Source organism: Streptomyces sp. NPDC004111 (assembly GCF_042874215.1).
Lineage (GTDB): Bacteria > Actinomycetota > Actinomycetes > Streptomycetales > Streptomycetaceae > Streptomyces.
Genome location: NZ_JBIAMU010000003.1, coordinates 96739 through 109872 on the forward strand (window position 1 = coordinate 96739; position 13134 = coordinate 109872).

The 13134-nt window shown below is 71.3% G+C and carries 12 protein-coding genes; 6 read left to right on the forward strand and 6 right to left on the reverse strand.

Annotated features, from left to right (window positions below):
• Nucleotides 1–160: 160 nt before the first annotated feature.
• The 3 genes from ACFYVL_RS07480 to ACFYVL_RS07490 form a co-directional block, all read right to left on the reverse strand.
• On the reverse strand, nucleotides 161–2299 hold the full coding sequence (locus ACFYVL_RS07480) for a tetratricopeptide repeat protein (RefSeq protein WP_389241897.1): 2139 nt from the start codon (nucleotides 2297–2299) through the stop codon (nucleotides 161–163).
• Between the two features lie 317 nt (nucleotides 2300–2616).
• The gene (locus tag ACFYVL_RS07485; RefSeq protein WP_389241898.1) at nucleotides 2617–3090 is read right to left on the reverse strand and encodes a hypothetical protein; all 474 of its coding nucleotides are present in this window, start codon (nucleotides 3088–3090) and stop codon (nucleotides 2617–2619) included.
• A 224-nt stretch (nucleotides 3091–3314) separates the two neighbouring features.
• On the reverse strand, nucleotides 3315–3557 hold the full coding sequence (locus tag ACFYVL_RS07490; protein ID WP_389242546.1) for a metal-sensitive transcriptional regulator: 243 nt from the start codon (nucleotides 3555–3557) through the stop codon (nucleotides 3315–3317).
• 419 nt (nucleotides 3558–3976) lie between these two features.
• On the opposite strand from ACFYVL_RS07490, the gene ACFYVL_RS07495 reads away from it, so the two are divergent.
• From ACFYVL_RS07495 to ACFYVL_RS07510, 4 genes are all read left to right on the forward strand, one after another.
• A complete protein-coding gene (locus ACFYVL_RS07495; RefSeq protein ID WP_389241899.1) occupies nucleotides 3977–5362 on the forward strand; it encodes a rhodanese-like domain-containing protein in 1386 nt (461 codons plus the stop codon).
• 159 nt (nucleotides 5363–5521) lie between these two features.
• Nucleotides 5522–6106: a rhodanese-like domain-containing protein gene (locus tag ACFYVL_RS07500; RefSeq protein WP_389241900.1), complete on the forward strand. Its 585-nt coding sequence runs from the start codon at nucleotides 5522–5524 to the stop codon at nucleotides 6104–6106.
• A gap of 146 nt (nucleotides 6107–6252) precedes the next feature.
• A complete protein-coding gene (locus ACFYVL_RS07505) occupies nucleotides 6253–6642 on the forward strand; it encodes a rhodanese-like domain-containing protein (protein WP_389241901.1) in 390 nt (129 codons plus the stop codon).
• Nucleotides 6639–7382, forward strand: a complete 744-nt coding sequence (locus ACFYVL_RS07510) for a sulfite exporter TauE/SafE family protein (protein WP_389241902.1) — start codon at nucleotides 6639–6641, stop codon at nucleotides 7380–7382. The genes ACFYVL_RS07505 and ACFYVL_RS07510 overlap by 4 nt, the downstream gene beginning before the upstream one ends.
• 5 nt (nucleotides 7383–7387) lie before the next feature.
• On the opposite strand, the gene ACFYVL_RS07515 is transcribed toward ACFYVL_RS07510, so the two are convergent.
• Nucleotides 7388–8032 (reverse strand): helix-turn-helix domain-containing protein, encoded by a 645-nt coding sequence (locus ACFYVL_RS07515; RefSeq protein WP_389241903.1) that lies wholly within the window; start codon nucleotides 8030–8032, stop codon nucleotides 7388–7390.
• A 145-nt stretch (nucleotides 8033–8177) separates the two neighbouring features.
• Between ACFYVL_RS07515 and ACFYVL_RS07520 the strand changes: the two genes are divergently transcribed.
• A complete protein-coding gene (locus ACFYVL_RS07520; RefSeq protein ID WP_389241904.1) occupies nucleotides 8178–9164 on the forward strand; it encodes an alpha/beta fold hydrolase in 987 nt (328 codons plus the stop codon).
• Nucleotides 9165–9502: 338 nt separating this feature from the next.
• Nucleotides 9503–9922: a hypothetical protein gene (locus ACFYVL_RS07525; protein WP_389241905.1), complete on the forward strand. Its 420-nt coding sequence runs from the start codon at nucleotides 9503–9505 to the stop codon at nucleotides 9920–9922.
• Between the two features lie 284 nt (nucleotides 9923–10206).
• Here ACFYVL_RS07525 and ACFYVL_RS07530 read toward each other — a convergent pair whose 3' ends face one another.
• On the reverse strand, nucleotides 10207–11022 hold the full coding sequence (locus ACFYVL_RS07530; protein ID WP_389241906.1) for a M64 family metallopeptidase: 816 nt from the start codon (nucleotides 11020–11022) through the stop codon (nucleotides 10207–10209).
• Between the two features lie 653 nt (nucleotides 11023–11675).
• Nucleotides 11676–12974, reverse strand: coding sequence for a tetratricopeptide repeat protein (locus ACFYVL_RS07535; protein WP_389241907.1), 1299 nt, complete (start codon nucleotides 12972–12974; stop codon nucleotides 11676–11678).
• Between the last annotated feature and the right edge of the window lie 160 nt (nucleotides 12975–13134).

Below are 13134 nucleotides of genomic sequence, written 5' to 3' on the forward strand. Positions count from 1 at the left end.
CTGCGGCAGGGGCCGCATGGGTGGCGTGCGCTGGGATACGGCAGCCATCCGGGCTCACGTGGGTGGAGGCGATCGTGGCGAGGCCGCCGAGCGGACGGCGTACACCTCGTACGTGTGGCTACAGGGTCGGCGGCCCTCGGGAACAGCCGGCGAACCTCGGCTACGACCAGGGTTGGGGCCAGGGAAGTCCCCCGTCCGGCCGCAGTCGGCGCGCGCCTTCGGTGTCTCCGGCCGACGCGCGCAGCTGCGCCAGCTCCCTCAGGGCGGCCGTGTCCCCGGCGTCGACGGCCTGCTGGTACAGCCGTTCGGCGCCCTCCGTATCGCCGACCCGGTTCCGCAGCCGGGCCAGGCCGGTCAGGGCGGCTGTGGATTGTGCGTCTGCGGCCCTCCGGTACATCCGTTCAGCGCCTGCAAGGTCACCGGACAGCGTGCGTCGCTGTGCCAATTCCGTGAGGGCGAGGGGGTGTCCCGCGTCTGCGGCCCGCAGGGCGATCTGCTCGGCGCCTTCGACGTCGCCTGCCTCCTCACGCAGCCGGGCCAGCGTTCCCATGGCCACTGTGTCCCGGGCATCGGCGGCCCGCCGCAGGAGCAGTTCCGCGCCCTCCCGATTGCCCGCGCCCGCACGCAGCTCGGCCAGCCTGCGAAAGGCATACGTGTCACCGCCGTCGGCGGCCCGCTGAACGATGCGTACCGCCTCTTCGACGTCCCCGGCCCGCTCACACATCCACGCCAGTTCCGCTGCGGCGAGTGCGTCTCCGGCGTCGGCGGCCTGCCGGTACAGCCGTTCCCCGCCCCCGCCGTCTCCGGACTCCGCACGCATCCGCGCCCACAGCGTCACGACGCGCCAGTTTCCGGCGTCGGCGGCCCGCCGAACGAGTCGTTCCGCGTCCTCGACGTCTCCGGCGGACCAACGCTGCCGGGCCAGCTGGGCCAGGGGCCAAGGGTCGCCGGCCCGTACTGCCTGGTGGGCGAATCGTTCTGCGCCTTCGGCATCGCCTGCCCGTTCGCGCAGCAGGGCCAATGTCATCAGGACATCGCTTCCGAGATCTTCCACATGGCGCAGGAGTGGTTCCGTGTCGTCGGTTCTGCCGCGCGTCATGAGGCGATAGCGCGCCAGCTCCCGCAGACCGAGGGGTTCCCCGGCATCAGCGGCCCGCAGGGCGAATCGCTCTGTTTCTTCAGCGTCGGGGGACATGCGCAACGCCAGCGCGGTCAGTGCCTCGGGGCTTCCGGCATCCGCGGCCCGCCGGTGCAGCTGCTCCGCTCCTTCGGTGTCCCCGTCACGCCCGAGCAGCCACGCCAGCCCCGTCAGGGCATCCGCGCTTCCGAGCTCTGCGGCTCGCCGGTAGAGGTCTGCCGCGATGTGGTAGCGGCCCCGTTGGCGCGCCGCGTCCGCCAGAGCGTTCATGTCCGCCGGGCCGGCCGCGTGGTCGCGGACGGCGGTCCACCAGGTGACGGGCGGGAAGGTACGGAAGCGGGATGAGCGGGCGTGGTGGTCGAGGTAGTCGCTGAGGCGGTAGACGTCCGGGAGGGAGCCCATGCCGTCGGGGTCGGCGACGGGCTCCAGGGCAGCCGCCACACCCCTGACCTTTTCCCGTGCGTAGTCGAGCGCGCCGTCGAACCAGGTGTCGGGGTCGGCGGCGGCGTGCTGCTGTGCGGTCAGGTAGGCGGGGGCGGCTGCTCGGAGGAGTGCGGCGGGCAGCGGTGAGGTGTGGCCGAGGCGGCGGGCGTCCATGGCTGCGGTGATGATGGCGTGACCGTAGGGGCCGTGGGGTTCGGTGGGCTGTGCGTAGTGGTCGACCAGTTGGGGGCCGGCGGCGAGGGTCTGGGTGAGTCTTCCGTCGGTGCTGGTGCGTGCGGCAGCGGCGAGGGAGGCGTCGCGGTTGACGCGCGGGTCCTTGAGGGCCTCAGCAGCGAAGGACGCTGGGACGTCGACCAGTACGGCCAGGTCCAGCAGGGCGCGGGAGTGGGGGTGGCCGTTCGGGGAGGGCTCGCCGGGCTGGGGAGTGGCGGTGAGGTCGCGGTGGTACTCGGGCCACAGCGTGCCGAGGACGACGAACGGTCCGGGTTCCTCCAGGCGGCCGTGCAGCGCGGCGGCGGCCCTCTCGCCGCCCGGGCGGCTCAGGTGGTTCTGGGCTTCGTTGAGCCACAGGACGGTACGCGGTACGAGGACTCCGGCGTCGAGGAGGGCGAGGAGTCCCTCGGAGGTCTTGGGAAAGACCAACTGCCAGTCGGCCAGGCAGTTGCGAACGGCCTCGTAGGCGGTGCGGGTCTTGCCCGTACAGGACGCGCCCCGCACGAGCAGGAGTTGCGCATGCTCGCTGGCGGCTGCCTTGCGCAGGTGGTTGCGCAGCCGCTGGTCGTGGTCGCGTTCGAGGTACTCCGGCAGCTCGAAGTCGCCGTCGGTGTAAGAGGTGTTGGTGCCGTGGATGGCGGGGTGGACGCCGAGTTGTTGTGCGGTCCACGCCTCGGCCGGGCGCGGCCGGTCGAGGCGGGCGGTCCTTCTGTCGCCAAGGAAGTGCTGGTGGAGGTTGTCGATTCTCCCGGCAACGATCGCGCCGTTCGTACCGTGGATCGAAGGGGCGGAGTGGGACGCTGCGACGGTGCCGGGCTCGCTCAGTCCTGGTGCGGGCCCGGCCGGGGAGGGTTTCCGACGTGTACGGTGCCCATGGTCACAGCTGCGGCGGACCCGTGATCGGCCTGAACTTTTACGTCCCCGCCAACGGCCAGCCCACCCTGGCCGGCCGACACACCGCTGTCCGGGACGCGTGGGGCCAGCACCGTGCGCAGCTCGTCGGAGACCTGCTCCCGCTTGTTGTCCTCCAGGCCTTCCAGCAGGGTCTCGATCCGGACCTGCCACGCCGCCTCCTGGCGGACGCGCACCCGCTCCACCTCGGACGGACCGGCCGTCGCCAGCTCTCCCGCTGTCTGATCGAGGCGCTCCAGCTCGGCGTTCTCGCGCCGCTGATCTCCCCGGCCGAACCAACGGGCCACCTGCTGACGTACTCCTGCCCACGCATCGGTTCCTGCGGCCTGCACCACCGCGGTGCCTCCCGCCGCAGCCAGCGCGGTCATCGCCTCCGACAGCATCCTCGCTCCTCCCCTTGAACCCTTGAGAGATCACTCCGGAACCGGGGCACGCACCACACCGGTGCCCTCAACACGTCACTCCATCAGACACGCGTCACCGGTGTTCCTGGTTCCGCCACGAGAGCGGCCGTGGCACGCGGCCAGGCACGGTGCCCGGGACTGGATTCGGCAGGGCGTACGTCTCGCCGGCGTGCCGGGCGCAACTCGCACGGCACCGCCGCCGGTCACGCCAGAGCGAGGAAGAGCTTCTCCAGCTCGTCCTGCGACATGGGCGGGGTGTCGGTGTCTCCTGCGAGGCATTGCCGCATGCCACTGGCGACGATCTTGAATCCGGCCCGGTCCAGGGCACGGGAGACGGCGGCCAACTGTGTCACGACGTCCTTGCAGTCGCGGCCGGCCTCGATCATCGCGATCACCGCGGCCAGCTGCCCCTGCGCCCTCCGCAGGCGGTTCAGGACGGGTTGCATCGCTTCTTCGTCTACTTGCACGTCATCCTCCTTCGACCTTGACAACAATACCCCTCGGGGTATTGATTCCGGCGCCGCTCGCGTCCGCGCCGCAGCACCGGGACGGGCACCCCCGGAAGGAGCCCGTCGGCGCAACCCCCGGCTTGCGCCCGCCGGAAGGGGCTTCCTCCCCATTTCATGGATACCCCCGCGGGTATTTGACAATGCGAAAAGGGCTCCGTACGGTCGATTGCGTAATACCCCCTGGGGTATCGAACGCACGCCGGCACCCACAGCCGTCACCGCGCCGGACCACGGCGGCCACGGCGGGCCGAGAGTCGCGTTTCCGACCCTCCCCGCACGCCGTCCCGCATCGGGCCACCCCTTGACCCGATCGATACCCCCCAGGGTATAAACCCTGTCTCGTTCCGGAGGTTTCCGTGTTCTTCTCCCAGTACTACCTTGAGTGTCTTTCCCAGGCGTCGTACATGATCGCCGACGAGGCCACCGGGCAGGCCGTGGTCGTGGACCCGCGCCGGGACGTGTCGGAGTACCTGAACGATGCCGAGGCGCGCGGTCTCACCGTGGTGGGCGTCATCAACACGCACTTCCACGCGGACTTCGTCGCCGGTCACCTGGAGATGGCCTCCCGCACCGGCGCGTGGATCGGCTACGGGCGCCGGGCGGAGACCGAGTACGCGATCCGCAAGCTGTCCGAGGGCGACACCATCAGCCTCGGCGACGTGACGCTGAAGATCATCGAGACACCGGGCCACACGCCGGAGTCGATCAGTGTGCTGGTGTACGAGCGCGCCGAGGACACCGTCCCGTACGGCGTGCTGACCGGTGACGCGCTGTTCATCGGCGATGTCGGCCGCCCGGACCTGCTGGCCTCGGTCGGGGTGACCGCCGAGGAACTGGGCGCGATGCTGCACGACAGCGTCCAGCACAAGCTGATGGGTCTGCCCGACGAGGTACGAGTGTTTCCCGCGCACGGCGCCGGTTCCTCGTGCGGCAAGAACCTGTCCACCGAACGGCAGTCGACGATAGGCGAGCAGCGGGCGATGAACTACGCGTGCGCGCCGATGAGCGAGAAGGACTTCGTTGCGATCGTGACGGCAGGGCAGTCGGCGGCCCCGGGCTACTTCGCCTACGACGCCGACCTCAACCGCCGGGAGCGTGAGCTGTTCGACCCGGCGAGCGCGCCCCGGGCTCTGGACACGGGGGATTTCCTGGCCCGGCGTGCGGCGGGCGCGGTCGTGGTGGACGCGCGTGACCCGCAGGAGTTCGCCACCGGCCATGTGCGCGGCGCGGTCAACGTCCCTGCCGACGGCCGGTTCGCCGAACAGGCCGGGACCGTGCTGCCGCTCCGCGCGGAGTTGCTGGTCGTGGCGCCGGAGGAGCGCGAGGAGGAGGTCGTGACGCGGCTCGCCCGGATCGGCTTCGACCAGGTCGCCGGGTATCTGGCCTCCCCCGACGAGGCCCTGGAGGCGATGGCTGATGTCGTCGCCCCTGCCAGCCGTCTGACCGCCGCCCGGCTGCGCGCCGAGTTGGCCGGTGAGAACCCGCCGGTCGTCCTGGACGTTCGCAACTGCGGCGAGCGCGGCGAGAACGGGTTCATCGAGAGGGCTCTGCACATCGCGCTGGGTGAGCTCCCCGGCCGTCTCGACGAGATCCCGCGCGACAAGCCGCTGGTCTTGCACTGCGCGGGCGGTCACCGCTCTTCGATCGCCGCAAGCCTGCTGCGCCAGCGGGGCTTCGAGGACGTCTCCGACGTACTCGGCGGGTGGGCCGCCTTGAACCTGCTCGGCACGTCTGACGCCTGACGCCTGACTCCTGACGCGACTTCACCTCGTCCGTCGGCCGCCGACTTCACCCAGGGGCCCTCAGGCGTCCCGGCGTCCCGGCGTCCCCTGCGCAAACAAGTCGACTTCCCCGTCCCGTCCCTGTTCTCTGTCCCTCTCCCCCTCCACGGAGCAGTTCTCATGACCACCGACGCTTCCCGCGCGTCCGCCTTCACGCCTGCCGCTCTTCAGCACCTCCTCAAGACCGGCGACGGCCCCCGCCTGCTCGATGTGCGCACTCCCGGCGAGTTCCGGACCGGTCACATCCCCGGCGCCTACAACGTGCCCCTGGACACCCTGCGCGAGCACCGCGTGGAGCTGGGGCGGCACCTGGACCAGGACGTGGTGCTGATCTGCCGCTCCGGGGCCCGCGCCACGCAGGCCGAGGAGGCGCTCGCCGAGGCGGGGATGCCCAACCTGCGCGTCCTCGACGGCGGCATGATGGCCTGGGAGGCTTCCGGCGCACCGGTCAACCGTGGTGAGCAGCGCTGGGAACTGGAACGGCAGGTCCGTCTCGTCGCCGGCTCGATCGTGCTCGTCAGCGGCGTCGTGGGCTTCTTCGTCCCCGGCGTGCACCTGATCGGCACCGCGGTCGGTGCCGGGCTGACCTTTGCCGCGCTCAGCAACACCTGCGCGATGGGCATGATGCTCGCCAAGCTGCCCTACAACCGGGGACCGCGCACCGACATACGGACCGTCATCGCCTCCCTCCGGAACCGGTCGTGACCGTCGCGTACTCGCCCGAGAGCTGAACGGCCCCCTGGTGACACGGTCCGCGGACGACGTCGTCCTCCTGGACACACCCGGGCAACCGGTGGCCGAACCCCGACTCCCCCACGAACTTCCCGCACGACTGCATTCAAGAGGTCCTGATGTCCCTGTTCTCCCGAGACAAGACGCGAGACAAGCCCCGAGACAAGAAGCGCGTCACCGTCGAGGAGGCCCGTCGGCGCACCCAGGACGCCGACACCCCGGCCGTCCTGCTGGACGTACGTGAGCGGGGCGAGTGGGACGCCGGGCGGGTGCCCGGCGCGCTGCACGCACCGCTGTCCGCCCTGGCCTCCGGGGCGGCACTGTCGAAGGCCGCCCGGAAGCGGTCGCTGGTGGTGATATGCCGCAGCGGAAACCGTTCGCAGCAGGCCGTCGCGCTGCTCCGGGCGCGCGGCGCGGACGCGGTGGACGTCAAGGGCGGCATGCGGAAGTGGGCTGCCGCCGGGTACCCGGTCCTCGGCCGCAGCAGCGACGAGGGCCCGGTGGCATGACCGCCCTGATCATCGCGCTCATAGCCGGTGCCGTCGTCGGCCTGGCGCTCGGCGGCCTCGGCGGTGGCGGCAGCGTCCTGGCCGTGCCTGCCCTGACCTACCTGATCGGCATGCCACCGGCGGAGGCGATCACCACCAGTCTGATCATCGTCACCCTGACGTCCCTCACAGCGCTCACCGGGCACGCCCGGGACGGCAACGTGGTCTGGCGGACCGGGCTGCTCTTCGCGGCGGCGGGCATCGTCCCCGCCATGCTCGCCGGCACGGCCGCCGGCCATCTGCCCCAGGCGGGACTGACCATCGCCTTCGCCGTCATAGCGGGGCTCGCCGCACTGCGCATGCTGCGCCCCGCACCCGCCCCGGCAGCAGGTGCGGTGCGCCCCGTCAAGGCGGGCGCCGCGGGTGCCGGTCTCGGCGCCGTGACCGGACTGCTGGGTGTGGGCGGCGGCTTCCTCGCCGTCCCGGCCCTGGCACGGGTGCTGAACCTCCCCATGCGCCGGGCCATCGGCACCAGCCTGCTCGTCATCACCATCAACGCGATCGCCGCGCTCGGCGCACGGGCCGGTGCCGGAACGCATCTGGACTGGGCCGTCATCGCGCCCTTCACCGGCGCCGCGATCCTCGGTGCCTGGGACGGCAAGCGCTACGCGCAACGGCTCAGCGGCAACACGCTGCAGCGCCTCTTCGCCTACGCCCTGCTCGCGGTCGCGGCATTCATGCTCGCTGACGCGTTCATCTGACGCGTTCAGCCAGTCCCTCCACCGTGCCGGTTTCCCGCCGGCCAATCGGCCCTGGGGTCGGGAGCCGGCGAGGTGCGCGGACGCAGCCGCTCTCCCTGCGGCCCGAACATGATCAGGTACTCGACCGGGCCGCCGGGTCCGGCGTTCGCGACCCCGTGGGGAGTGCGGGTGTCGAACTCGGCGACGTCCCCGGCGCTCAGGACGAGGTCCTGGTCGCCGAGGGCGAGCCACAGCCGCCCGTACAGCACGCACAGCCATTCCCAGCCGTCGTGGGAGACCTGCCGGGGCCGCGCGGGCGGCTCCTGGACGGCGGGCAGGACGTGTTTGTGGGCGTGCAGGCCCCCGACGTACCGGGTCAGCGGCAGCACCTCTTTGTCGTGGCCGAAACGCCGGAGCGTCGCGGGGGTGCGGGTCTCGGCGGCGGGTGCGGTGCCCGCCAGTTCGTCCAGGGAGACGCCGTACTCCGTCGCCAACTGCAGCACCACTTCCAGGGTGGGCTTGCGCCGACCGGTCTCGATCCGCGACAGCGTGCTCGGGGAGATGCCAGTCGCGCGGCCGACGCCGGTGAGTGTGGAGCCGCGGCGTTCGCGCGCGGCCCGCAGCCGGGGGCCCATCGCCGCCAGCATGTCGGCCACGTCATCGCCTGTCACTCGCCTCTGCCTCCGTCCGGGTGTGCCGCTGCACAGTCCTGTGCTGCGAGTTTGCCAGATCGGCAAAGTCAATCGCGGTGAGCGGTCGCTGCGCCGCATGATCGTCGCGTACCTGCCTCCACCCGCGAACCGAGGAGAAGCCCCCATGCCGCACGAGCCGTCCGCCGCACTCCGCCACCGCACCGTCGAGGCCCCCGCCGGGCGCCTGCACCTGGTCGAACAGGGCACCGGCCCGCTGGTCCTGCTCGTGCACGGCTTCCCCGAGTCCTGGTACTCCTGGCGCCACCAGCTCCCGGCCCTCGCCGCGGCCGGCTACCGGGCGGTGGCGATCGACGTGCGCGGCTACGGCCGCTCCTCCCGTCCTGCGGCGATCGACGCCTACCGGATGCTGGACCTGGTGGAGGACAACGTCGCTCTCGTACGTGCCCTCGGGGAGGACAACGCGGTGGTCGTCGGCCATGACTGGGGCTCCAACATCGCCGCCGCCTCTGCCCTGCTCCACCCCGGGGTCTTCCGGGCCGTCGCCCTGCTGAGCGTCCCGTACGCGCCGCCCGGCGGCCCCCGCCCCACCGACGTCTTCGGCCGCATCGGCGGCCCCGAGCAGGAGTTCTACGTCTCCTACTTCCAGGAACCCGGCCGCGCCGAGGCGGAGATCGAGCCCGACGTGCGGAGCTGGCTGGCGGGTTTCTACGCCGCTCTGTCCGCCGACACCATGCCAGCCCAGGACGAACCCGACCCGCACTTCGTCGCCCACGGCGGCCTGCTCCGTGACCGCTTCCCGGCAGGCGCCCTCCCGGTCTGGCTGGCCGAGGACGATCTCGACTTCTACGTGGGGGAGTTCGAGCGCACGGGTCTGACCGGTGCCCTCAACCGCTACCGCAACATGGACCGCGACTGGGAAGATCTCGCCCCGCACCGCGGCGAACCGCTCAAGCAGCCGTCCCTGTTCATCGGCGGCGCCCTGGACGCCTCCACCACCTGGATGTCCGACGCCATCGACTCCTTCCCCGACACCCTGCCCGGCCTGACCGCCTCCCACCTCATCGAGGGCTGCGGCCACTGGATCCAGCAGGAGCGGCCCGAGGAGGTCAACCATCTGCTGACCGGCTGGCTGAACACCCTGACGGGCTGAACCACCCGAGATCCTGCTTCCGCAAGTGATCGAGCATGAGGCTTGGCGCGCCGCCGAAGGGGCACCGGTCGGTGGCGGGACTCACCCGTGCGCTCCACCCAAAAGGCGCATCCCCTGGCGAGTCCGTAGCGTTCCGGGCGGACGGGCCGCCGGTGGGGTGTGACGAGGACACCGCACCGGCACCCTGCGGTGGGCGGGGCCTGCGGGACGTCCGCCGCGCGAAGCCGCTCGTCCGGCTTCCCGCGCGGCGGGCGGCTCGCAGCCCCCTCCCCCGCACCGCACAGAGCGAAGCCAGGCCGGCCGGCACGGTGGCGGCCGCCCCGAGAGCGGAGGCGACGGTGACGACAACCACGGACGGCACGACGGGCGAGCAGCTCGCGGAGAGTCTGCTGCAGAACGTCGGCAGCGAGAACATGCGGGCGGCGACCCGGCTGCTCGGCGCGCACCACAACGGGTACTGGCTGCGGCGCTTCCTCCGGGAGGAGGGCGGGGCCCTCGCCCAGGAGGCCGGGCACCCTGTCATCGACCGGGGCGAGGACGGGCCGTCTCTGGACTGGGAAGCGGTCGGGTTCCTGCTCCTCGCCCGCCCTCCGGCACTGGGTGGCTCGCGCAACGAGCTGGCGGTACTGGAATGCGCGGCCTCCCTGGTGACCCGCTGCGCCGTACACCTGGGAGAGGTCATCCGGGCCGTCGACGAGACGGAACTGCAGCTCATCCTGCGCGCCATCAAGGAAGCCGCGTCCGGCAAGCCCCGTTGACCTGCCGCCTGCCGGAACTCACGGCAACAGGAATGCGGGTTTACCAGCGCGGCGGCACGCGGCGGACTACTGCTGTGGCGCGGGCGACCAGAGGTGTTCGGCAGTATCGCTGCCGCGCAATGGATGCTCACTGCTCGTGACGCCCCCGGCAACGCAGCCCCCTCCAGGCCGGCCCACCGGTCACTACAGCAGCTCGCGCCCCCCCGAACCCGGGACGGGCGTGCGCCGACCTCTGGCGCAAGTGCGGCCGAAGGCCGGGCACGTCCGTGGGTGAGGGCGGTCGCTCAGTGGATGCGGGAGCTGATGGCCTGGTCCATCACGGTGAGGCCCAGCAGGTTGAACGGCTTGTTGATGTTGCGCATCAACGAGTCCTGCGAAGGCCGGTAGATGCCGCGCTCGTAGTACCGCCCACCCTGGTAGGCGCCCATGACGCCGCCGTCAGGAGTGCTCCGTCCGAGGTAGGACGCCCATTTGGAACCACGCGGATCCGTGGTGACGTTGGGCTCGCCAGGCTCTCCTCCGGGGTGGGTGGTGCCCGCTGTGAAGTACTCGTCGGCGAGTCCGCCCACGGAGTGGCCGAGTTCGTGGATGGCGATGCGGCCCGACTGTGCGTTGCCGCCCGCCACGGTGGCCAGGCTCGGGTAGCCGGCGCCGCCGTACGTGGTGCTGTTGCCCACGGCGACGATCGCGTCGACTCCCGGGGCCTGGGCGGCGTACGCCTGGGCCTTGGACTCGCTCAAGCACAGCAGGCGTGCGGTGCCACCGCAGAAGAAGCCCATGTCGAGGGCGGTGTCGCGGTTGACGCCCTGGTAGGGGTCGTTGTCGACACCGGACTGGTTGGACACGACGTTGACCAGCCACACGTTTACGGAACCGCGGTACTTGTTCCACGGCGCCGTGGCGGCGATCTCGTTCCACTTCGCCTGGGCGTGCTCGCGGAGCAGCCCCATCTGCGAGGCCGTGTAGCCGTCGCCCACGATCACCATGTCGAACCGTGAGGCGGACGGGCCGGTGTTCTGGAGGGTGGTCACGGTAGCGGTCGCGGCTGCCCGTCTGTCTGCCAGGGCTGCCGGGGCCTCGGCCTGCTGGGGTATATCCACTCGGGTGATGGTGCCGTTGGGCGAGAACACTTCCCGGGACGTGGTCGGCTCCGGGGTGCCCGCGGTCGCAGGTCCCCCGGCCAGGGCGGTAAGTCCCGTGGCACAGAGCATCGCTGCGGTCAGCAAGATCGAACTTCTTCGGCGCATCAGCGCCCTCCTTGCGTCTCGATCGGTGGGGGCGGCCGACCACGACGGCCGACCGCGACCGTTGGCCGGAAGGCGGTTCGCGCGGCGGTGATTCGCACGCGGATCGCCGGCCGGCTCGCGGGGTGGATATGTGGGCGGAACAGCCACGGGCACCACACGGAGACCTGAACTGCCGCCCCGCACGGGGAGGTTGGTGAAACCGGAGCACCCTTGGGCAGGCCGGCCCGACGGAGCGGAGCACGTACCGTCGCTCCACTGCCGTCAGACGGAGTCAACCCCCTATGTAAATCAGGTGTTAACTCGATTCACTTGGGGACTTAAGCTAGCGAGCTGAAAGGTTCCTGACAAGACTCGCGGCCGAACAAGAGTCGGAAGAAGGCGTGGACTTGTACGGTCAGCGGCGTTTTCGGGAGCCGTCGCCACGGGCAGCGCCAGAAGGCGTGAATGACTTCAGCACGGCCGCGACGGGGCCCATGACCTCCGGGGCCACAGAGAGGGAACCCCGTTCAGAAGGGCATGCCCGGTGCCGGTCCGAGGGTTGTCGCTCCCGGTGTCCCCTGGCGGCCGAGGCCCGCACGGTAGGCGGCAACGGCTGCCTCCGTCTTGCCCGTTCTGTAGAGCAGGTCGCCGAGGAGGCGGCACACATCGGCGAAGTCCCCGGCCGCACCCGCGTGCTCAAGGAGGCTCATGGCCGTGGTGTAGCGCTCTTCGGCCTCGTCATTGTCGCCCCGCCGTTCGGCGATCAGACCGAGGAGCCGATGGGCACCGCCTTCGTGCACGGTGCCGCGCGCCGCGCTCAGTCCGGAGAGAAGGCTCTGCAGCAGCGCCTCCGCCTCCGCACTCCTGCCCTGCCGTTGCAGCACTGCCGCCAGTTCCACTCCCACCTGGTGCGCGTAGAGCCCCGCCCGTCGGGAGGAGAGCATCTCGCGGGCGGTGCGCAGCGCCGATTCCGCGGCTGCCAGGTCCCCTGCCTGGGCGAAGACGTAGCCGCGCATCCAGTGGCAGTGGGCGAGTTCGGTGCGGATCTGGAGTTGCTGGTAGTACTCGGCGGCCTTGGTGAGGGCGGCGTCCGCCTCGGCGGCACGCCCTTCGGCGATCAGTGTCCGCGCGACGCCCCGGTGCAGCCGGGCGACGAGGGCGGGGTCGGAGACTTCCGGCGCGAGGGAGAGCGCGACCTCGGCGGCTCGGGCCGCGCGCGCGTGGGCCCCCATGTCCATGTACGGCGCGATGATCGCCGTATAGAGGAGGACCAGCGCTTCGGGATCGCGCATCCCCGTGGAGTTGAGCTCGTCGAGCGCGGACTCCAGCAGGTAGCAGGAGTAGCGCAGTTCCCCCGCGAGGAGATGGGTCAGGGCACGGCCACGGATCGCGGGGACGCGCTGGGTGAAGGGCGCTTCCTCCTTGGCCAGGACAGCTTCGGCCCGTTCGAAGTCCGCCCGCGCCCTTTCCAGTTCGCCGTTCTCCAGCGCGCACTGTCCCCGGCCGGTGAGGGCCGCCGCGAGTTCGAGGCCGAACCCGTACCCCTCGGCTACCCGTACGAGGTCCGCGTAGCGAACGGCGGCTTCGGCAGGCTCCTCGCCGACGAGGAGCCGCTGCGCCTCGCCGAGCCGCATGCGCAGCTCCGTGACGAGGTGCGCGGGACGGCCGCTGACCAACTCCTCGTAGCTGCAACCGAGCTGTTCCGCGATGTGCCGCAGCGCCTTCTCCGAAGGCTGGACCTTGCACGCCTCCACCGTGGAGATGTACGCCGCCGTGTAGAGGGGCTCGGCGAGCGCACGCTGGGTGAGTCCGCGCTCGGTCCGCATCCGGTGAATCCGCCGGCCTAGCGCCTCGGCCCGACCGGACGAATCGGCGGCAGGACCAGAACCCCCCGCGGCGGCCGGAGGAGTGCTCGCGTTGTCGGCCGGTACGCCCGCCCTGGCGCGAGCGGCCGGTGCCGCCTTCGCGCCCTGCCTCTTCGGCACT